Below are 20537 nucleotides of genomic sequence, written 5' to 3'. Positions count from 1 at the left end.
CTCCTATTTTCGATTGATCGTTTTACCTTTCTCTGCAATTTGTATCCATGTAGCGCCGTGATCGGTAGAAAGATAGACATCTTTGGGTTCCGTTGCAATGGCCAGCTCTTTCGGATTCGCCGGATTCTGGACAACATAGGCGATCGTATCCTTGCTTGGCGTCTGGATCGCCAACGATTGTTTGCTCTCTATATTGATGTCAAGCAGTGAAGCATTAGGACCGGAGGTAGCTATCATTACGTTACCGGAATCCGTGAAGGTCAGGGCCGAAACCGGTTTTTCCGGAACCATTGGGGTAAACCTCTGACCGTAATCCCTCGATAGATAGGCGCCTGTTGTCGTACCGACAGCAACGATCGATGCATCAGAAGGGTGAGCTGCGATTGCCGTCATCTGCCCTTGGAGACCGGTTGCAGGACTGTTTGTCCAGGCTTTCCCTTCATCCTTGCTATAAAACAGACCTGACTGTTTCATTTTGGAGTTAGGCTCCGGGTTCGCCACGTATAGCGTATGCGAACGATACCCGGCTGTCATACCGTGTAGATCGACTTCCCCCTCAAGAGCAAGAACCGAGACGGTTTTCCCATCATTCGTGCTTTTTACAAGGCCTAAGGGATTTTTAAACTTCGAACCCGGTGCTGGATGGCCACTGCTGTAAAATCCGTCATCGACCGTGGTGAACCCCATATAATCGTGCTTCTCTCCAGGACCTTCATTCCATGATCCGTCTGTATATATCTGTAGTCCGTTGTGAACGGGAATGTAAAGCCGTTTTCCGTCTGCTGAGTAACCAAGGCCGTGTAAGTGCATAAAAGTGGTGCTCGCATTGGAATTCGGCCCTTGCTCTGTGTTTTTCGAGCATGCCGTGGTCCCGATCAATAGTACTGCCGCTAGTGCAAGCATCGTCATCTTTTTCAAAAAAATTACCCCATCTCTAAAAGAGACCTGAATTCAGTGTCCCCCATGTATTTCCAAACCATTCGATAAAAATTCAAATCATAAACAGTGTAATCGATACTTTTGAAGATTCGATGTAGAACGCTCTACTGTCTTTTGGGAAGCCGAATTGTAAAGGCGGCACCTTCCCGGTTCTCGGCCGAAATTTCCCCGCCGTGGGCTGCAACCAACTCCTTGACGATGGTTAACCCCAGGCCGCTGCCTCCGGTCTTCCGATTGCGGGACTTATCACCCCGGTAAAATCGCTCGAACACATAGGGCAAGTCCTCCTGTGGGATTCCCGTTCCCGTGTCTTGAACTCGGATCCAAACATGCCCGTTGTCTTCATTCCCCTCAATTCGCACTTCACCGTGTTCTGGAGTAAATTTCAGAGCGTTGCTAAGCAGATTCACAAGTACCTGAATCATGCGATCATGATCGACAAAAACCTGAATATGAGGACTTACGGAACACTGTAGATGAACGTTTTTTTCACGATAGGCAGCAGCAACCAGTTCTACGCCTCTCTCGATGATGGCCGCCAATGATTCTTCTTTTCTCACCAACTGAAAACCAGGGGACTCCACATGCGTCAGGTCTTCCAATTCGGCCACAAGCTGCGTTAATCGTTCGATTTCTTCGTAGCAGGAATGGATACGCTCCGGCGTAGGCTCCCAAATCCCGTCTTCCAAGGCGCGCATATGGCTTTTGAGCGTAGCCAAAGGGGTTCGCAATTCATGCGCGATGTCTTCGGTCATCGTGACGCGCAGTTGCTCATGCTGCTGCAACTGTTCCGCCAGTGTATTTAGCGATGCGCCCAAGTCTGCAAGCTCATCTTTCCCTTGAATGTCCACTCTCGCACTCCATTCCCCGTCCGTCATGCGTTCCGCGACTCGCGTCATATGAATGAGAGGAGCCGAAATTCGTTTGGCCACATAAAAACCGAGAAATACGGCAAGTACAATCGCAACGAAACACGTCCAGATGATCGTTTGCATCATCGCTTGTTCCAAATGATAATTCAGTTCGGGTAATTCGTGCGTCATGCCGGCTTGCGCTTGATACAAGGAGAAATGATAATGGGTCGTCAAAATGACGCCAATGGTTGAAATCAGGACAATGCCAGCAGCAATCCCGATAATAATCAGAGCCAAACGAGTATGCAGTCGCTTATTCATGTTGTTCCTCCTGCAAACCGATAGCCGGTTCCAAACACCGTCACAATATATTTGGGGGATTTGGGGTCGCCCTCTATTTTTTGCCGGATATTTTTTACATGCTGATCGATCGTTCGGCTATCACCGTAAAAATCATAGCCAAGCACGCGTTCCACAAGCTCGTCTCGTGAAAAGTGACGCTGCGGATGCTTGGCCAGGACAAGCAGCAGCTTATATTCATTCGGGGTCAGGTTCACCGGTTGGCCGTCACGGAATACTTGCTGTTTTAACGAATCAATAATAAGTTCCCCTTGATTAAAGGCCAGGCGATCCGCAAGCAAATGATACTCGTCCGTACGCCGCAGGATCGCCCGAACCCGAGCTACGACTTCGCGTGGGTCAAAGGGCTTGATCAAGTAGTCGTCGGCCCCCATGGATAACCCCTTAATCCGATTGTTCTCGGAAACCTTGGCGGTAAGCATCAAAATCGGAACAGAATGGATTTGACGAATCGCTTGGCAAACCTGCTCGCCCTCCATATCCGGAAGCATAAGGTCCAGGATAACGAAATCAATCGATTCGTTTTGCACGCGTCGAATGGCCTCGCTGCCCGTTTCGGCTTCAACGGTCTGAAAACCGTCTTTTTTCAAGTAGGATACAACCACATCCCGAATTTTCGATTCATCATCAACGACTAATACGGTTTTCATAATCAACCTCCAAAAACATATATTCCAGCCGTACCAAGCAAATATGTTGATACCAAAGAAAAAAAGATGCCCCTTTATCCATTTTCCCCTTCCTGTTTGGTTATGTATTCCGCATCCGAATCCTGTTGTTGCGAAAATCTCGTCATGTGATACCAGCGATAGCAAGCATAGATGGCTATCAGGAAGAGGACATATATAAACAGCGTCCATGCAACATGAGACAAGCTAGAAAACAACTGTCCCCCCATAACAGAAAACATAACCATCACCGGGATTTTTCCGATCACGGTAGCAAGGAAGAAGCTGCCGAAGCTCATCTGGCTTATCGCCGCGGCCGCATTGACGGCCGGTGCCGGGACGAACGGAAGCAGCCGCGCCGTTAAAACAGCCAGGAACGCATTTCGCTCCAAAAACAGCATAAACCGGTCCATTCGTTCAAACTTCATGACGAAATGCCTGCCCCATTCTTGAAACAAGACCCGAACGGCCAGGAACTGTATTGCACCGGCTACCGTTGAGCTGGCCACATTGATTAACGTGCCCCAGACTGGCCCATATTGAGCGCCCATGATCCCGGCAACAATTCCAAAAGGGACGACTGGGGCCGCGCCCAAAAGGATTGCTATCCCGATCAACCAGGGGAGGCGTTCTGTACCTTCGTTTGTCAACCACGAAAGGATCAGTTCTTTGTATGCAATGATAAATACAATTCCTATCCCGTATAGAAATAGGACAGCCCCTTTTTTGATCATAACGACTCTCCTAATAAGGGCAAAGGAGAACCCGTCTCCTCCCTAAATGTTCCCGCTGGACAAGAAAGTTGGTCATTATATGCTTCTAGTTTTCCTGGAAGAAAGATCGTTCCACAGGATAAACCCAATTGAAATAAGAATCACAATGATGCTTGTCCACTGCGCAGCAGTCAGATGAAATAAATATCTAGGCGTATCCCCCCTAAGCATTTCCAGAAAAAAACGTCCCAACGAGTACAGGATGTTATAGGACAGGAATATAAAGCCGCGGGGCCACGACCGGTTTTTCAAAATTAACAAAATCCCAAAGACAACAAAGTCCCACTGACCTTCCCACACTTCCGCAGGCCATAATGCCTGAGAACCGTAAGTTTCATACGCAATCGTTCCTGGCGGATAGACAAGCCCAAAATTCGAACCTGTCGGGGAGCCAAAGGCGTCACCATTTAAAAGACAAGCGATTCTCCCAACGCCCTGACCAAAAATAATAGCCGGTGCCACGATATCTGTAAATTCCCAGAAATTAATCTTTTTACGCCAGCAATAAATAAGACCGGCTGCAAATCCTCCTATGAGTCCTCCTTGAATCGATAAGCCGCCCTTCCAAATCGCAAATGATTCGAGAAGATGCCGCGAATAATACGTTCCCTCGAAAAAAACAACTTCCCATAAGCGTGCTCCTACAATAGCCCCCAAAATCACATAAAAAACGACATCCCAAAGATACTTGCGATATTCCGATCCTCTGGCAAGATACAGGGCGACTCCAAGTGAAAGAAGGATGGCGATTGCAATGATGGTGCCGTATGCCCTTACAGGATAATCTCCAATCATAAATAAAATGACTTTCATAATATAAGGCACCCCCGTGAAATGCTTTTGTTTTAAGTATAACCCGCGTTTATGAAGAACCTGTGTAAATAAAAAATTGGAGTTGGCCGCATATAAAAACCGGCTCTCCTTTGTTGAAAGGAACCCGGTTGTCATCCATAAAGAATTGTTTATTTCATCACCCTGCAGGCTTCCGCTACCTCGCTGGTGTTGCAGTAAATTAATAATCAATGTTCGGAATTAGGAAGATAACATTTTCCCGGCGCGTGAAGGAGTAATCAGTCTTACAACCATTGCGTTCGGATTTTTAAAGGTCGGCGAAGCCATTTAAAGTTGCGAAGGGGCAAATCCTGTTCAAGGCCGCCCGGATGATCGGTCTAACGGACCGGCGGAGACGTCTCCTTGTAAATCCATGAATTCAAAGTACCACATGGAATGAAGAGCAAGTCCGGAATGGCTTGGCCTTCCCAATATGTTTATCTTAATATACGGTCGATCTCTTTCGACCATACATACCCCATGTTTTCGTTCGAAAGCCCCCCAAGAATCTACGCAAATTCCTGGCAAAGTGCATCAATATCGCGCATGAGGAATCCTCCTCGCTTATTATTTTTATCAGCTTATGCCTACCTTCAAAAGTCGGTTTACGAAAATATATAAAGAACTAAACCTGTCTCTGCGAACTCCTTCCTTCTTCAAAAGTTCTACACAGGCTTCGGCTATGATTGATTTATGGGAAGTTCAGTTACAGAAAGGAATGAATAAGCTATGAAGCTAGGTTGGAGGCTCAAAAGTATAATGGCAGTCGGAGCTTTATCTGTTATATTGGCCGGTTGTTCAGGTTCGATTGGTGGAATGAGCGGAATGGATCATTCGAAAATGAATATGGAAGGAACCAAGGAAACTCCGGAATCAACAAATACACAATCAGAAAAGTCCGTTGTATTAACGGGAAAAGAATTTAATTTGATTGCCGCCCAGAGCAATCAGGAAATAGCCCCCGGAAAAGCGTTGCCGGTTTGGACGTTCAACAATTCCGTTCCTGGACCGCAAATTCGGGTTAAACAAGGAGATACGATAAAGGTCAATCTTAAAAATCAGTTGCCCGAGCCAGTCACCATTCACTGGCACGGCGTTCCTGTACCGAACGCCATGGATGGCATTCCAGGCGTAACGCAAAACGCCGTTCAACCAGGCCAGTCGTTTACGTACGAGTTTAAAGCAGATGTCCCTGGCACCTACTGGTACCACTCGCATCAGGATAGTGTAAATCAGTTGGATCGCGGATTATATGGGGCATTCATCGTTGAACCGAAAGAAGGTACCGACGTTGATCGTGATTATACACTTGTCCTCGATGAATGGATGAGCTCCGGGGAAATGTCCGGCATGAATATGTCCGGAGGCAACATGTCGGAAATGGATCATAGCAAAATGAATATGGGCAGTTCGGATGGCAAAGACAATAAATCTAGCATGAACATGTCCGGCATGGATCACAGTACGATGAATATGGGGAACGAAAACAAAGCTTCGACCAAGACCGACAATAGTTCCATGAATATGGGACACGATATGAGCATGTACGATCTGTATACCATAAATGGAAAATCCGGTTCGCTGGTAGATCAGCTTCCTGTTAAGGAAGGAGATAAAGTTCGAATCCGTTTGATCAATGCGGGCTATCTGTCTCATCAAATTCATTTGCACGGACATGAATTCAAAGTTATTGCTACCGACGGACAACCTATAAAAAATCCAGGTATCCTGAAAGATAATGTCGTAAGTATTGCTCCAGGAGAGCGTTACGATATTGAATTTGTCGCCAGTAATCCGGGCCAATGGTTGATCGAGGACCACGGCGACAAAGCTGCTGTTAAAGGGATGAAAGCCACGATTGCTTATGAAGGAGCTCCCGCCGGTTCCGACAAAGCGAATGAAGTAGAGAAGCTGACAGCTGTCGATATGAGCCGTTACGGCCAAGCAGGCAAAGCCAACTTTACGTTAGATCAGAAGTACACGTTGGAATACACGATGAATATGAATACCGAAATGAAAAACGGCGAAATGGTCTACACCATAAATGGAAAAACGTTTCCGGAAACCGAACCGATAAACGTCAAAAAAAGAGATACGGTCAAGGTTCGCCTTGTCAATAACTCGAAAACTGACGACCATCCGATGCACCTGCACGGTCACTTCTTTCAAGTGCTAAGCAAGAACGGGAAACCGCTTGAAGGATCTCCAATCATAAAGGATACGTTGAATTTGAAGCCGGGCGAAGAATACGTTGTCGCATTCGAAGCAGATAATGAAGGCAACTGGATGTTCCACTGTCATGATTTGCATCATGCTTCTGCCGGCATGGTAACGGAGCTGAAGTATACAGACTATAAGACAAATTTTGTTGCAGACCCGAATGCAGGGAATAAACCGGAATAATAGCCAGGGGATGGCTTCAAGCCATCCCCTGATTCCCGTTCTCTGCATCGTCTTTTGAAGCAATGGGCGATTGCTTGTTCCGTCCATTTGCTCCCTCATACTCCCTCACTCGCCGGTAAAAACATGCTTTCTGATACAAATAAGAGCAGTCCTTATTGGAATGCCTTAGATTAACTCTCCAAATAGCGATATAGCGTAGTTTTACTAATTCCTGTCTCTTCCTTTATTTGTGCAAGACTATACTTTTGACTTTGATACATATGAATGGCTCGTTTCACATTCTCATCGGGCTTTCGCGGACGGCCAGCCCTAATTCCTTTTTGTTTCGCCTCATATAATCCTTTTTTAGTATTCTCACTAATGACATCGCTTTGAAAATTTAATAAATGGTTTACGCTATCATGAAATGAATATCCAGACGAATGGTTAGTATCTATGCCTTCGCCAGCGGAATAAAGATAAGCTTGTTTTTGCTTTAATTGATTTAATAACTCGGCAAGGTGCCGTGTAGAATCGGCAAATGAGAACAACTTTGCAACCACAATTGTATCTCCTGGTTGCAGTTCGTTTATCATTTTTTTTAACATTACTCTTTTTTTAGGAGACGAATGCTCCTCAGTGAAAAAACGATCACAGCCGAGTTCCATCAAAATCTCTAACTGGATTTTACAATTTACATCATCTTGATAAGGTCTCAAATAACCAATTAACATAACCATGCTCCCCTTACTGCCAAAGCCTTTATGAAAGCATAACACAAAAAAAGGACCAAAAAGGTTCCATTTTGGTCCTTTTGATGATAAAATGGCTTTGCCTACTACGGAACCTGACTTTTATGAGATTTAAAAGTCACATTAAATTAAATAAGGAGTGGAAGTAAACGTGGTTGAAAAAATTAGAAGGGAATGGTTTTCCAACATCAGGGGGGACATACTTGCCGGTATTGTTGTCGCCCTGGCTCTCATTCCAGAAGCGATTGCCTTTTCCATTATTGCTGGTGTCGATCCCATGGTTGGTTTATATGCATCATTTTGTATCGCAGTTATAATCGCATTTGTTGGCGGTCGTCCAGGGATGATTTCCGCCGCTACCGGCGCAATGGCTCTATTGATGGTTCCTCTAGTAAAAGAATATGGATTACAATATTTGTTGGCCGCTACTATACTCACTGGGATCATACAGCTTATTTTCGGAGTACTCAAGATTGCAAAATTAATGAAGTTTATTCCTAGAGCAGTTATGATCGGATTTGTTAACTCGCTGGCCATTCTGATATTTATGGCACAGGTCCCTCATTTTGTGGGGATATCGACTATGACTTATGTTTTTGTAGCTATTACCCTAGTTATTGTATATGTATTGCCTAGATTTTTCAAAGCAATACCTGCCCCTTTGATTGCCATTATTATCCTTACAGCAGTAGCCATCTGGGGACATTTAGATTTAAGAACGGTTGGAGATTTGGGGAGAATCACTCAATCCCTGCCTTCTTTCTTTATTCCAGACATTCCGTTTAACTTTGAAACGTTACAAATCATCTTTCCTTACTCAATAGCTTTAGCCATTGTCGGACTATTAGAATCGTTGCTGACATCATCTATTGTCGATGATATGACTGGGACCGAAAGCAATAAAAACAGAGAATCCAGAGGACAAGGAATTGCGAATATAGTTACTGGTTTTTTTGGTGGAATGGCAGGTTGTGCTATGATCGGACAGTCCGTAATCAATGTAAAATCAGGAGGACGCGGTCGATTATCTACTTTGGTTGCTGGTCTGTTCCTCATATTCCTGATACTTGTATTAGGTGGGTTAGTTATACAAATTCCAATGCCTGTACTAGTAGGAATTATGATCATGGTTTCGACTGGTACGTTTGATTGGTCCTCATTCTCATATTTGCGAAAAGCTCCAAAAACAGATGCCATTGTCATGTTGACTACCGTAATTATTGTTGTTGCAACGCATGATCTTTCCAAAGGCGTTATAGCCGGTGTTATTCTTAGCGCTATCTTCTTTGTGGCCAAGATTTCAAAACTAGAGGTTAGAAGACGACAGAGCAGCAAAGAAATCGTATTTGATGTAACGGGTCAATTGTTCTTTGCCTCTGTGGAAGGCTTCATACAAGCCTTTGACTTTAATATCGCTGATGATATAAATATTGTTATTGATTTCTCTCATGCACACATTTGGGACGACTCTGGCGTAGGCGCAGTAGATAAAGTAGTCATCAAATATCGTGAAAACAATAATCATGTCACGATTAAAGGACTAAATGCATCTAGTAAAAAAATTATAGATAAGTTAGCCGTATACCAAGATGCAAATGCTCAATTAAAAGCACACTAATGAAGGGGAGAGATGAATGTGTATCAACGTATTTTACTCGCTGCTGATGGGTCAAAAAACTCGATTCGGGCAGCCCAGGAGGCAGCGAAAATTGCATCCTTGATTCCAGATTCCACCGTTGAAATCTTATTTGTAGCAGACTTATCCAAAATTAAAAGTGAAGTCTTGCATTCTCAAAATCATGAGGAAATAGAGTTGAAACGACATCAAAAGTTGCTCCCTATTGTAGAGCAACTTTCCTCTAAAAATGTCAATCATGAAACAAAGATTATTACCGGTGATCCTGGTCCAGCTATTGTAGAATATGCAAACAATGAAAAGGTGGACTTGGTCATTATAGGAAGCCGCGGGCTAAATGCCTTACAGGAATTTGTCTTGGGCAGCGTAAGTCATAAAGTGGTTAAGAGAGTACAGTGTCCAGTTATTGTTGTAAAATAATTGGTCCCAAGATATTGGGAGGGAGTAATATTGATAAGTATTGTACTCGCCCTATTTGTAGCATCAATGGATACCACGATTATGAATACAACAATGCCAATCATAGCAAAGAGTCTTGGCGGGTTTGAATTTTTTGCTTGGCCGTTTGCCTCTTATATGATCGCAACCACCGTGCTCGCTCCGGTCGCAGGTCGATTATCAGACTTGTTCGGCCGGAAACGAGTCTTTGCTTTTGGAATTATTTTATTTTTAATCGGTTCTATACTGTGCGGTGTGTCGCAAACCATGGTACAGCTTGTTATTTTCCGAGGAATTCAAGGTGTCGGTGCAGGCTTCATGATGCCTTTTCCAGCTATTATTGCAGGCGATCTATTTTCCATTGAAAAGCGCGGAAAAATTCAAGCATTGGGGACATCAATGTGGGGACTGTCAGCAGTCATCGCACCGTTGTTAGGCGCATTTTTCGTGGAGTATATGACATGGAGATGGATTTTCTTTATAAATATCCCGATTTGCATTCTAGCGTTGCTCACTTTATTACCATATAAAGAGGAGTATACACCCAAAAAAGCACGTATCGATTATATCGGCGCACTTTTGTTTACGATTGGAGTCAGTGTGTTGCTTCTAGCAACTGTCGTTGACAGCAATCAAATCCTCTATGTCAGTGTTGGCGCAATATTCATTATCGCCTTTTACTTCTTTGAAAAAAAGCAAGCATCACCACTCGTTCCCCTTTCCATAGTCAAAGATAGAACGATTCGCTGGATGAACATTAACGGTTTCCTTGGTTGGGCGGCCTTATTTGGCGAAGTGTCAGTTATCTAAACTCCAAAAGTGGAATCGCTTGTTAAATAAGGGCTTCCACTTTGTTTACATCTATTTAATGTAAGACGTAATCGTTGGTTCCTAATATGGTCAGCATCGGAACAATGGTGTTCAATTAATGCTTAATTTCCCTTATTATTTACCGGTAAAATTAAAATAGAACTCTAAGTTCTAATACCAAAAAACAGATTCGGAACTTAAAGAAAATATTCACGGGGTTATGCCTATGCAAGTGTCAACATTGTATCGGCGCTTTCCTTACGTGAGATAAAGTTGCCCGGACGGTGGAACCCGAACCAAACTCAACTACCTGTTGTTTAAGTGAACGCAATACGCATAATTCGTAAATCGCGCGATCGGAGTTCATAATTAGATACAAAACTTTCATTTATCGGAATGTTCCTCTTCTTTTCGCTTCTTAGAATGAGTCTTGTTTGTCTTTAAGATAACAAAAGAACAGATGATTAAACCAAAATAAACGACACTAACCATCAAAATTCCAAATCCATTGGAGCTCAAAATCGACCTCCTCTCTAAATTGAATAAATGATTCGAAGGTCAGCGTCCCACCACTTTTCTCAGGGTAATCATTCGAACTCTCCTTATGTTACTGGAAAAGGCAATCACACCCAACCGCTTACATTACATCCTTCACATGAATAGCTAACTATTCATCTGGTCGATCCCATTTTTTAGAATACGCTTTACTAGTTGCCCAGATGGTAATCCATATAATAAAGGCGGCTACTCCAAAAACCGCGATATAAACAAGCAACATACTGACACCTCCAGATTAATACCATCGGTTTGACTGCGACTTGATAAATAAATACACTATAATTCCCAGTGCAATAACGGTAATAATAAAGTTGAAGATCAAAAGGACATCACAACCTTGTTTGCTTAAATAAAGGATACGATTGTTGGAACACTTTTTTATTATCCGCCCGACAATCATGGCAACCTTTTGATTTTTGATATTGTCCAGAAACCGTTCTTGTCGAAAGAATATGAATAGCCTTCGAAATACACGTGACCTTCTGACAAGTCAAACAAAAACTTTATTTTATAAATCGTTCATTGTCTTCTCCTCACGCTTAAGTTGTTTAGCGAAAACCGTTACCGTTTTTTCCAAATGACAGACGAAAGGTTGTTTTCAAGCAAAGTCGAACCTTCCATATAATCCTGTAGTTGAAACGAACGGGAAACCATATCCAGCAGCTCCTTCTTAAAGAGGATCTCTATATGCAAAAAAACCAATTTTTCTCCCCTGATATAAAATGTTTTGTTCTGGAATGTGTAATTGTCTCGCCTTTTCCAAAGCCAATACGACGCTCTCGCAATAACCCGTACAGGATCCAAATACTTGACGATTGCCGGTCGGTTGCTTCAAATAAATGATCGAGAACCCCTCTCCCTTTTGCTGAATATGAATTTGACTCATTCCTTACACTTCCTATCTGACCCTTGCTGTTCATGAGTTCCAGTATCGAGTATGTCAATCACGCTCATGAGTTGGTTGTTAAACATGTTTTTGGTCATGAAAAGCAGATCACATAAAAGAGGATCTTGCACGGAATAGACGACGCGAGTTCCAGCCTTCATTCCTATTACGAGATGCTTCGCTTTTAAAACACCCAAATGTTGGGAAACCGTTGAACCTTGACTTTGTAAACGCGATTGAAGCTCATTGACACCTTTCGGTCCTTCACAAAGTAACTCCAAAATCTGCAATCGCAGCGGATGAGCCATGACCTTAAAAACATTTACTCTGTATTGCTGAAGTGCAAGTTGCATACCCATTCACCTCATTTCGTCTTTGGGGCGATTCCGATTGGGAATAGGCTATGTCCTTGCTGGATCTGGCTTTAAGCTAGATATCACTTCTTTTTGGGACTCCTTGTTTGATAACGCCGCGCATTCACGGAAAGCGAAATGTTTACAACCCAAACATTTGTTCAAATCCAGTTGCAATAGCGCGTAGTTAAGTGCCTCACCGGTATGTCCAAAAAAATGTTCAGCCCCAATCAGCGTATATAACCCTGTTCTCTTCAATACTTCCAAAGGCTGAGATTGAATTCCGGATACAAGAATGAGCCCGCCAAATTTCTCGAAGTGTTTCACCAAACTGGCTAGATTCGATTCACCTGTCGTATCCATAAAGGGTACTTTTCCCATGCGGAGCAGTAAAACTTTCGGCCTCTGATGAATCGTATCCATGATGGACTTTTCAAACATGTTAGCGGCGCCGAAAAAGAGAGGGCCTTCGATGGTATAGATCTCGATTTGTGGACAATCGTGGCCTTCGGTTACCATATGGGCTTTCACTTTCTCATGTTTAGCTGTTGGGTCAGGCAATACCTTGGAAACCAGTAAACCGTCACTCATGCGTTTCACAAACAGAATTACGGCCAAGATTAGTCCGACTTCAACGGCAGTCGTTAAATTTGTAAAGACCGTAAGCAAAAAGGTAATGAGAAGGACAACGGAATCGCTCGTTTTGGTTTTTAAGACGTGAGCGAATTCTTTTCGTTCGCTCATGTTCCAAGCAACTAACATCAGAATCGGTGCCATACTAGCAAGTGGAATTTCCGATGCGTAAGGTGCAAACAAAATGAGCACCAGTAATACAACAATGCCATGTATAATCCCCGACAGAGGTGAGACCGCCCCGTTTTTGATATTGGTTGCTGTTCGTGCAATGGCTCCTGTTGCTGGTATGCCTCCAAAAAGAGGGGTTACCATATTGGCGACACCTTGCCCAATCAGTTCACGATTGCTGTTATGACGACTGCCTGTCATGCCGTCGGCAACAACCGCCGATAATAATGATTCGATGCCGCCCAACATGGCAATAATAAAGGCGGGGCGAATCAAGTTTTCAATGCGATCCCAGGTTAGATCAGGAAAATGAAGATGGGGCAGTGTGCTTGGAATAGCTCCAAATGACGATCCAATTGTTGCTACTTCCCCTTTAAAGAATACGGTCGCCACTACAGTGGATACGACAAGTCCTACCAAGGAACCAGGGACCTTCGGTAAAAATTTCGGTGTTAGGAGGATAACTGCCAAACAGACGACCGCTGTGATAACACTGTAGAGATTCGTAGTTGTGAGATGCATCACAATTTCCTTCATATTGGGTAGAAAATTCTCATGTTTCTCGATACCGCTCAAACCTAAAAAGTTGGCAATCTGTCCGCTGAAGATGATGACGGCAATTCCGGCAGTAAATCCGATGGTTACAGGACGAGGAATAAACTTAATCAACGCACCGAGTTTAAATAGGCCCATGAGAACAAGAATAATTCCCGCCAAAAATCCCGCAAGCAATAAATTTTCGTATCCGTATTCCATGACGATCGCGAAAAGGATCGGAATAAATGCACCGGTCGGGCCGCCAATTTGAAATTTAGAACCTCCGAACAAGGAAATACAGATACCGGCAACGATGGTTGTATAAATGCCATATTCCGGTTTTACACCAGCCGCAATAGCAAACGCCATCCCTAATGGAATGGCGATAATACCAACAATGAGTCCTGAAATGAGATCCTTACGGAACGCGGATGCATGGTATCCTTCAAATCTTTCTGTCCATTTCATCTGAACTACCTTCTCTTCTTCATATATTTGATTATTTGAATATATGTGAGATGTTACTCCTGTCAATGAACAATGTCAATCGTAAAAATCTAGCGTCGCTCCGCATGTTCCCGACTGCAAAACGAAAAAACAAGGTGATCCTTGATGTTGCTCATGGATACCCTTGTTTTTCTGTTTAAGATTCACTTCGGATGACCTCAAGTAATGAAATGGCATCCACGAGATGATTATCAAAGATCTGTTTTGTAACTGCGAGCAGGTCTTTTATCAGCGGGTCACGTAACGAATAAATGACCGAAGTGCCATCTTTTAAGCCCGTCACCACATTTTTATTTCGCAATACCGCCAACTGCTGAGAAACGGCTGAACCTTCTGAGCCTAAAATATTCTGTAGCTCATTTACGTTTTTATCTCCTTCACTCAGAACCTCCAGGATTCGAATCCGCATGGGATGCGCCAGCGCTTTAAAAAAGTCGGCTTTAAACTGTTGAATATTTTGATTCATGGCTAACGCCTCCATAATCGTTATACTTTTGAATATATGAATATCATAACACAACTTCAACCAAAAACATTCTGGAAAGAAGGCTCTGGAGCATGGATTGTGATTTGGTTTCAACTCCTGTATAATACCCATTATATTCAAATATCTGATTATTTGATTTTACAAAAGAACATAAGGAGTAGGTGCGAATGCCGGGCTCTACAAGTAAGGACTCATCACGTCAAGATTCGTCATCCTCTCACGAATTGACTTCACCTTTTATGCAAGTAAGCAGACAAACCGTCATAACAATGGGAATTCATGCGTTACATGAGATCGGGTCCAATTCCATTTGTAACGTTTGTATCGTCAATGGAGGTTCTTGTTGTCAAGGGTGTCGCCATCTTGTCAAAGGTATTGGATGCCAAAAACGAAATACAAGTTGTACGGCATGGTTATGTGGTTTTTTAAAGTTCTTTTTGTTTGAAACCAGCCTACTACGCGAATGGAATGACTTTTGGGAGCAAGTCCCGGGACAAGATTACCGTGAGGATTTTACGCCGGAGGTCTTTTATGTGACAAAGTCGTTACACCTTCCGGATCTTAGCAATTTGAGTGAGGCTCTTGCTACCGATCTTCATGAGTTGGCTAAATCTCACATTGCCATCGGGTTTATCCTAACCCTACGCGAGAAAATCGATAAACAGATTGATCAACTCCATGATTATCAGCATAATCGGAAAAAGAAAACCAAAATAAAACGGAATATAATAATGTTATCCAGTCCTTTTCATCGTTTTCAAAAAGAACTGCATGAATATCGGCAAAAATTTCCGATTTCATAGCGATTTCAATAAGAATGAAGGGTGGGATTATTGATGTTTCATTCGCGTATTACAGCCATTGGAACGTATGTACCCCAACGAAAACTAACAAATGATGATTTGGAAAACATGGTGGATACCAGTCATGAATGGATCGTGCAACGGACAGGTATTCATGAACGACGAATTGCTGAGCGAGACGAATTTACCAGTGATCTCTGTATAAACGCGATCAGAAATCTCATCTTTCGGTATAACAAAACGATCGAGGATGTGGATTTTATTATTGTCTGTACCACTACACCTGATTTTCCTTTCCCAACAGTATCCTGCTTAATTCAAGCCCATTTTCATATTCAAAACGCTGGTGCGATTGATATTAGTGCCGCTTGTGCTGGATTTTCTTATGGACTCATCATGGCTCATGGCTTGATTGCTGCTGGACTGCATAGGAAGGTTCTGGTCATTGCCGGTGAAACGCTATCCAAAATTACAGATTATTCGGATCGTACAACCTGCGTCTTATTTGGCGATGCCGCAGGTGCCGTTTTGGTGGAAAGAGATGACCAGTTTGAGGGATTCGTCAGTCATCATGTTGGCTCCGATGGCAAAGGGGGAGTCCATATTTATCGGACAGGGCTTGCCAATAGACTCGGCGAGCAGGAGTTATGCGACAACAATTGTATTGTCCAAAACGGAAGGGAAGTATTCCGTTGGGTGATGCGAACCATTCCCGATTCGATTCATCAATTGATGAACAAAAGCAATCAGACTATAAATGATGTGGACTGGTTTATTCCCCATAGCGCAAATATGCGACTGATTGAGCCGCTTTGTGAGAAACTGGAGTTCCCTTTAGAACGTACGTTACATAGTCTAACTCACTTCGGTAATACATCGTCCTCAACGATCCCCCTTTCCCTCGATTTAGGGATTCGGAATGGGAAAATCCGTGCGGGAGATCAAGCCTTACTTTATGGGTTTGGGGCTGGACTTGTGCATGCGGGAGTCCTCGTAAGGTTACAACTTGATCCTGTCGTTAACGAACCTCTCCCATTATAAATAACGATTATATATAGCCGCGGCACCTCATTGAAGGTGCCTCTTTGTTTTTAGTGGGAATAAATCATGTGGACGGAGGGAACAAATAAGTTAGATATTCAAATGTTCAAATATTTATTGGAGGCCATTGTTGTGTCATTTAAGAAGTCCCGCAACCTGCTATGTTTGGTCGTATGGGTGTGTTTGCTGTCCAACACAGGATGTCGATCATTGAACCAGCCTGCTTTCAGCGTAAAGATAAAGCAGGAAATGAATCCTGCACAATCGATTCGTCATTTGGAAGAAGGAAACCAACGATTTGTTACGGGGCATTTAGCAGAAAAACATGTGATTAAAAATCGGAAGCAGCTTATCTCCGAACAAAAACCAGTCGCTGTCGTCATTAGCTGCTCCGATTCACGAATAGCACCTGAGATTGTGTTTGATCAATCTCTGGGAGATCTATTTGTGATTCGCGTTGCAGGAAATATCGTGAATGATGATGTCATAGGTAGTGTTCAATATGCTGTGGATCATTTACACGTTCCACTAGTGTTGGTTTTAGGGCATGAGAACTGCGGCGCGGTTATTGAAGCCTTACAAAGAAGGAAGCATCCAGCTTATTTACAATCCATTGTCAATAAGATTGAACCGGCGGCTGAAAAGGCGATATCCGCTGGCATAACCGAAACAGACATCATTGACAGGGCTGTAATTGAAAATGTCAAAATGGTTGAGGATGAACTACATGAACATTCGGCACTAAACGAGAAGTTGGTGAATGGCGATTTAAAAATAATCGGTGGCGAGTACCATTTGGAGTCAGGGAAGGTGACTTGGATTAAATAAAGTTTTGTAAGTTTTGTTACCTATTCATCAAATAAGTGTGTTTTAGAAATGGTGAACAATTTCTTATATGGTGACACAAGTTTTGACATAGCTTTTACAAAAAGATGACTGGCATATAAAGTAGAGACATTAATTTAAATTATGTTTTATTCAAATACGCTAAGCGTAAGGCTGTCAAGATTAAGAAGTATTTACTTCAGCCTTGACAGCCTCTTGTTTCAAGTCGCTATTCCCCAGGCTTCGTCGTCATCAGACCGTATAGTTTCGTGTGTCGCGGGAACTTGTCGGTAAACGGTACGAGGGAGCTGCCGACCTTCATCAGACCATTCCCGGCGTCAACATTCGTAATGTAGGACAGTTGCAGGTCCGAAATGTTGAGCAACTCGGCGAGCTCCATCCGGTCGGTGCTGGCCTGATTTAGCATGACGATGAATTCACTGTTTGCAAGCATGGTGCGGGCTGTATGGCTTTGCAGCAGATCGTCCACATTTTGCGTAATCCCTGTGCAAAAAGCGCCATACTTTCGGACACGCTTCCAGAGCGTGAAAAGAAAGTTGGCGCTATATTCGTGCTGGAACAGAAGGTAGATTTCATCAATAAAGATAAACGTATTCTTGCCTCTGGCGCGATTTTGCGTAATCCGATTCAAGATGTTGTCGAGTACGACCAGCATGCCGATGGGAAGAAGCTGCTTGCCCAAGTCGAGAATATCGTAGCAAATGAGCCGATTGTGGACGTTGACGTTGGTCGATTGGGCGAACGTATTCAGACTGCCGGAAGTAAATAATTCAATGGCCAGCGCGATGTCCTGCGCCTCCTGTTCTGCTTGCTTGAGTAGCTCCGCGCGAAAATCCTGCAATGTCGGCGGCTGCCCCTTATAGTTGCTCCGCAAATACTTGCGGTACACAGCGGCGGTACAGCGATCGATGAGCGACTTCTCCTTGGCTCCAAGCTGATGTCCTCCGATCAACTGCTCGCACAACGACAGGACGAATTCCGATTTTAGAATGATCGGATTGGCTCCGTCGCCATAATCCCGGTTCATATCCATCGCATTGATATGGTTCGACGAAGTAGCAGATATGTGAATCGTCTCGCCACCTAGCGCATTTACCAGAGCGGAATACTCCCGCTCCGGGTCAATCAGGATAATGTCGTCATCGCTCGCCAATATCTGGTTGACGATTTCCCGTTTCGCGGCGAAGCTTTTACCGGAACCGGATACGCCAAGGATAAAACTGTTTCCATTCAGCAGTTGCTTTCGATTGGCGATGATCATATTTTTGCTGATGACGTTTTGCCCGTAATAAATGCCGTCTGGATGCATGATCTCCTGCGCTCGAAAAGGGATAAAGACAGCCGTACTTTCAGTCGTTAGTGTCCGCAAAGCATGAACCTTTCGCAGCCCATACGGCAGCACTGTATTCAAACCGTCCATTTGCTGATAGGAGAGCGTGGAAAACTGGCACAGATGCTTGCGAGCGGTGGTAAGCAACGTTTCCGTATCGCTATCGAGTTGTTCTTTGCTGTCCGCAACATGCACCATCGTAAGTAGCCCGAACATCATCCGCTGGTCGCGCGTGGTCAGGTCACTAAGAAATTCCTTGCTCTCCTTGCGCTGCTGCTCCATATCGTAAGGAACGACGGCGGAAAAGTTGTTATTCCGGTTTTGCCGTCGCTGCCAATTCGTAATGTTCGTCTCCACGCCGAGCAGTCGATTCTCCACTTCGCGAACAGCTTCATCGGTCGGAATCGGGATCACATCGAGCGACAGCAGCAAGTTGCGGTTCAAATCGCACAGTTCGGCTACCATGCTGTCCTTGATGTAGCTGGCGTAATCACGCAGAAAGATGACCCGACCGTAGTATTCGCCCATCCGAAAATGGTCTTTGGCAAACTCGAAGGTGTCAGGGCAAATGTAATCTTTGAAATCGTGTCCCTTGCGCATCATCTCCTGCATGTCGAAGCGAAAATCGGCTTCCTCGCCAATCCGGAAGAAGTCATGCAGAATGCGCAGGCGGTCAGTCGCATCAAGTTCGGTACATTTCGAGCCGAGACGAGAGAAATGCGCCGTCAACTCCGTGCCGACCCGCGCGAAGTAATGGCGAGCTTCATCCACGTTCTTTTTAACCACGGAGATGGTGATGTATTTCTCTTGAATCGTCCCATTTGTGTTGCCATCCGTCGCTTTACCAAGCAACATGTCGTTGTACTCCTGCCGATATACATCCAGCCCGTCTTGCTGGAGCGGAATAAGAATGGAACGTTCTACGTCTGCCTGATTAAGCCGCCGATTGTGAATCGTAATCTTCGTCGTCGCGCCGCTGTCAAACGAATTAAGCAATTCGGAGTAGGAAAGGAACATCGTCTCCTTGTCCTCTCTCGATGCGACAGCGTAGTTGATGTCCGCGAAACGGAACGACTTCGAGAATTTGTTGCCGACAGCAAAAATCCCGTCCGGCCAGATGGCGCGGATCGGGATCGCTTGTTGTACGCTTTTGGGAATGACTGTCCGTTCCTTGTCCTGCTTCATGGTGCGCCTGAGTGTCTTAATCATTACGCTTCATCCTCTCTTGCTCACGCTTGTGCAGGTTTCCTTTCAGTGCTTCGTAGTACATGTTGGTTGACCGGAACACAAGCCGTCTTGGCATCAGAAACTCCGACTTTACATACGCCCACAATAGTTGCTCCGCCGTCATACCGTGATAGCGGATAAATCCGAGCGCGGCGCAGGGAGCTGCCCCCAATATGCACATCCAACTGAGCGTTTCCAGTCCGAAATGACTGCGCAGCCCGAAATACAGTCCAATTGCCGCTGCGACCGCCAGAACAGAAAAAAAAGACTGCCGCAAGGACAGTCCGAAGAACAAGCTTTCCGTATAATCCCGGATTTCCCGGTTGATTTTCACTTCCACTTTTATCCCTCCCGGATGAGCAGTCTACGCCTCAGGCTCGTTACGTTCAGGTTTGATCAGTGTGTCGTCATCAAATGGCACAGGATTGCTCATTAGTTCCACAGCAAGCTGAAAACCATCCTTCATCCCTTGTAAAAATAACCACTCATTCATAATCGCTTGCTTAAAATGGTGTTTGTCCTCCCAAACATCAAATTCAGGCATTCGCTCCATATCCATACCAGCAAACAAGACTTGAAATGCTTTCTTTTCTTCAGCACGAACACGCTTTAGATCGGAATGATGTTCGATTCGTGCAGAAACGTAGTCCAATCGACCTTGAATAGCTGTTCGAAACCACGGTGGAATTTCCATTGCCTGCTTCCCCCCAAAATT

The 20537-nt window shown here is 44.2% G+C and carries 19 protein-coding genes and 1 pseudogene; 7 read left to right on the top strand and 13 right to left on the bottom strand.

From position 1 onward, the window contains the following. Positions 1 to 3: 3 nt before the first annotated feature. The 5 genes from G519_RS0106640 to lgt all read right to left on the bottom strand — a co-directional run bounded on the left by G519_RS0106640 (position 4) and on the right by lgt (position 4407). Complete coding sequence (locus G519_RS0106640; RefSeq protein ID WP_369073692.1) at positions 4 to 909, bottom strand: F510_1955 family glycosylhydrolase; 906 nt, start codon at positions 907 to 909, stop codon at positions 4 to 6. 134 nt (positions 910 to 1043) lie between these two features. Beyond that, entirely contained in the window at positions 1044 to 2114 is a 1071-nt protein-coding gene (locus G519_RS0106635; RefSeq protein ID WP_029194007.1) for a sensor histidine kinase, read from the bottom strand. Beyond that, the gene (locus G519_RS0106630; RefSeq protein ID WP_029194006.1) at positions 2111 to 2803 is read right to left on the bottom strand and encodes a response regulator transcription factor; all 693 of its coding nucleotides are present in this window, start codon (positions 2801 to 2803) and stop codon (positions 2111 to 2113) included. Before G519_RS0106630 ends, G519_RS0106635 begins: the two co-directional genes overlap by 4 nt. A 74-nt stretch (positions 2804 to 2877) precedes the next feature. Continuing rightward, the gene (locus G519_RS0106625) at positions 2878 to 3555 is read right to left on the bottom strand and encodes a TVP38/TMEM64 family protein (RefSeq protein ID WP_029194005.1); all 678 of its coding nucleotides are present in this window, start codon (positions 3553 to 3555) and stop codon (positions 2878 to 2880) included. Between the two features lie 75 nt (positions 3556 to 3630). Further along, positions 3631 to 4407 carry a prolipoprotein diacylglyceryl transferase gene (gene lgt, locus G519_RS0106620; RefSeq protein WP_029194004.1) on the bottom strand — a complete coding sequence of 259 codons (777 nt, stop codon included), beginning with the start codon at positions 4405 to 4407 and terminating at the stop codon, positions 3631 to 3633. Positions 4408 to 5184: 777 nt separating this feature from the next. On the opposite strand from lgt, the gene G519_RS0106610 reads away from it, so the two are divergent. Next, the gene (locus tag G519_RS0106610) at positions 5185 to 6828 is read left to right on the top strand and encodes a multicopper oxidase family protein (protein ID WP_409371992.1); all 1644 of its coding nucleotides are present in this window, start codon (positions 5185 to 5187) and stop codon (positions 6826 to 6828) included. Positions 6829 to 6998: 170 nt separating this feature from the next. On the opposite strand, the gene G519_RS0106605 is transcribed toward G519_RS0106610, so the two are convergent. After that, entirely contained in the window at positions 6999 to 7541 is a 543-nt protein-coding gene (locus tag G519_RS0106605; protein WP_029194002.1) for a recombinase family protein, read from the bottom strand. Between the two features lie 169 nt (positions 7542 to 7710). Here G519_RS0106605 and G519_RS0106600 point away from each other — a divergent pair, with 169 nt between their 5' ends. From G519_RS0106600 to G519_RS42040, 3 genes and pseudogenes are all read left to right on the top strand, one after another. Beyond that, positions 7711 to 9177 (top strand): SulP family inorganic anion transporter, encoded by a 1467-nt coding sequence (locus tag G519_RS0106600; protein WP_084160049.1) that lies wholly within the window; start codon positions 7711 to 7713, stop codon positions 9175 to 9177. Between the two features lie 18 nt (positions 9178 to 9195). Then, positions 9196 to 9615, top strand: coding sequence for a universal stress protein (locus tag G519_RS0106595; RefSeq protein ID WP_029194000.1), 420 nt, complete (start codon positions 9196 to 9198; stop codon positions 9613 to 9615). 27 nt (positions 9616 to 9642) lie between these two features. After that, a pseudogene (locus tag G519_RS42040) lies at positions 9643 to 10440 on the top strand (MFS transporter); the annotation flags it as partial. 1231 nt (positions 10441 to 11671) lie between these two features. On the opposite strand, the gene G519_RS0106575 reads toward G519_RS42040, so the two are convergent. The 4 genes from G519_RS0106575 to G519_RS0106560 form a co-directional block, all read right to left on the bottom strand. Next, the gene (locus G519_RS0106575; protein WP_029193999.1) at positions 11672 to 11887 is read right to left on the bottom strand and encodes a hypothetical protein; all 216 of its coding nucleotides are present in this window, start codon (positions 11885 to 11887) and stop codon (positions 11672 to 11674) included. Further along, positions 11884 to 12240 (bottom strand): ArsR/SmtB family transcription factor, encoded by a 357-nt coding sequence (locus G519_RS0106570; protein ID WP_029193998.1) that lies wholly within the window; start codon positions 12238 to 12240, stop codon positions 11884 to 11886. The genes G519_RS0106575 and G519_RS0106570 overlap by 4 nt, the downstream gene beginning before the upstream one ends. 48 nt (positions 12241 to 12288) lie before the next feature. Continuing rightward, on the bottom strand, positions 12289 to 14049 hold the full coding sequence (locus tag G519_RS42035) for a SulP family inorganic anion transporter (protein WP_036632222.1): 1761 nt from the start codon (positions 14047 to 14049) through the stop codon (positions 12289 to 12291). A gap of 175 nt (positions 14050 to 14224) precedes the next feature. After that, entirely contained in the window at positions 14225 to 14554 is a 330-nt protein-coding gene (locus tag G519_RS0106560; protein WP_029193997.1) for an ArsR/SmtB family transcription factor, read from the bottom strand. Positions 14555 to 14742: 188 nt separating this feature from the next. Here G519_RS0106560 and G519_RS47270 point away from each other — a divergent pair, with 188 nt between their 5' ends. The 3 genes from G519_RS47270 (at position 14743) to G519_RS42025 (ending at position 17247) form a co-directional block, all read left to right on the top strand. Then, entirely contained in the window at positions 14743 to 15378 is a 636-nt protein-coding gene (locus G519_RS47270; protein WP_051253165.1) for a hypothetical protein, read from the top strand. 33 nt (positions 15379 to 15411) lie between these two features. Next, entirely contained in the window at positions 15412 to 16419 is a 1008-nt protein-coding gene (locus tag G519_RS0106550; protein ID WP_036632219.1) for a ketoacyl-ACP synthase III, read from the top strand. Between the two features lie 132 nt (positions 16420 to 16551). Then, positions 16552 to 17247, top strand: a complete 696-nt coding sequence (locus tag G519_RS42025; RefSeq protein ID WP_161632908.1) for a carbonic anhydrase — start codon at positions 16552 to 16554, stop codon at positions 17245 to 17247. A 226-nt stretch (positions 17248 to 17473) separates the two neighbouring features. Here G519_RS42025 and G519_RS0106540 read toward each other — a convergent pair whose 3' ends face one another. The 3 genes from G519_RS0106540 to G519_RS42020 are packed head-to-tail and all read right to left on the bottom strand — an operon-like array spanning position 17474 to position 20516. Beyond that, the gene (locus G519_RS0106540; protein ID WP_029193995.1) at positions 17474 to 19804 is read right to left on the bottom strand and encodes a VirB4-like conjugal transfer ATPase, CD1110 family; all 2331 of its coding nucleotides are present in this window, start codon (positions 19802 to 19804) and stop codon (positions 17474 to 17476) included. Continuing rightward, positions 19797 to 20162: a PrgI family protein gene (locus G519_RS0106535; protein ID WP_029193994.1), complete on the bottom strand. Its 366-nt coding sequence runs from the start codon at positions 20160 to 20162 to the stop codon at positions 19797 to 19799. The genes G519_RS0106540 and G519_RS0106535 overlap by 8 nt, the downstream gene beginning before the upstream one ends. A 24-nt stretch (positions 20163 to 20186) precedes the next feature. Then, complete coding sequence (locus tag G519_RS42020; RefSeq protein ID WP_036632216.1) at positions 20187 to 20516, bottom strand: hypothetical protein; 330 nt, start codon at positions 20514 to 20516, stop codon at positions 20187 to 20189. Between the last annotated feature and the right edge of the window lie 21 nt (positions 20517 to 20537).

It is taken from the genome of Paenibacillus alginolyticus DSM 5050 = NBRC 15375 (genome assembly GCF_000422905.1).
Lineage (GTDB): Bacteria > Bacillota > Bacilli > Paenibacillales > NBRC-103111 > Paenibacillus_E > Paenibacillus_E alginolyticus.
The sequence above is the reverse complement of the archived record's forward strand: the minus strand, read 5'-3'. Positions and strand labels throughout refer to the sequence as shown.

Bases quoted from the DNA above. Each gene is read 5' to 3' on its own strand.
- G519_RS0106640 (WP_369073692.1), bottom strand. From the start codon at position 909: ATGACGATGCTTGCACTAGCGGCAGTACTATTGATCGGGACCACGGCA.
- G519_RS0106635 (WP_029194007.1), bottom strand. From the start codon at position 2,114: ATGAATAAGCGACTGCATACTCGTTTGGCTCTGATTATTATCGGGATT.
- G519_RS0106630 (WP_029194006.1), bottom strand. From the start codon at position 2,803: ATGAAAACCGTATTAGTCGTTGATGATGAATCGAAAATTCGGGATGTG.
- G519_RS0106625 (WP_029194005.1), bottom strand. From the start codon at position 3,555: ATGATCAAAAAAGGGGCTGTCCTATTTCTATACGGGATAGGAATTGTA.
- lgt (WP_029194004.1), bottom strand. From the start codon at position 4,407: ATGAAAGTCATTTTATTTATGATTGGAGATTATCCTGTAAGGGCATAC.
- G519_RS0106610 (WP_409371992.1), top strand. From the start codon at position 5,185: ATGGCAGTCGGAGCTTTATCTGTTATATTGGCCGGTTGTTCAGGTTCG.
- G519_RS0106605 (WP_029194002.1), bottom strand. From the start codon at position 7,541: ATGTTAATTGGTTATTTGAGACCTTATCAAGATGATGTAAATTGTAAA.
- G519_RS0106575 (WP_029193999.1), bottom strand. From the start codon at position 11,887: ATGAGTCAAATTCATATTCAGCAAAAGGGAGAGGGGTTCTCGATCATT.
- G519_RS0106570 (WP_029193998.1), bottom strand. From the start codon at position 12,240: ATGCAACTTGCACTTCAGCAATACAGAGTAAATGTTTTTAAGGTCATG.
- G519_RS42035 (WP_036632222.1), bottom strand. From the start codon at position 14,049: ATGAAATGGACAGAAAGATTTGAAGGATACCATGCATCCGCGTTCCGT.
- G519_RS0106560 (WP_029193997.1), bottom strand. From the start codon at position 14,554: ATGAATCAAAATATTCAACAGTTTAAAGCCGACTTTTTTAAAGCGCTG.
- G519_RS47270 (WP_051253165.1), top strand. From the start codon at position 14,743: ATGCCGGGCTCTACAAGTAAGGACTCATCACGTCAAGATTCGTCATCC.
- G519_RS0106550 (WP_036632219.1), top strand. From the start codon at position 15,412: ATGTTTCATTCGCGTATTACAGCCATTGGAACGTATGTACCCCAACGA.
- G519_RS0106540 (WP_029193995.1), bottom strand. From the start codon at position 19,804: ATGATTAAGACACTCAGGCGCACCATGAAGCAGGACAAGGAACGGACA.
- G519_RS42020 (WP_036632216.1), bottom strand. From the start codon at position 20,516: ATGGAAATTCCACCGTGGTTTCGAACAGCTATTCAAGGTCGATTGGAC.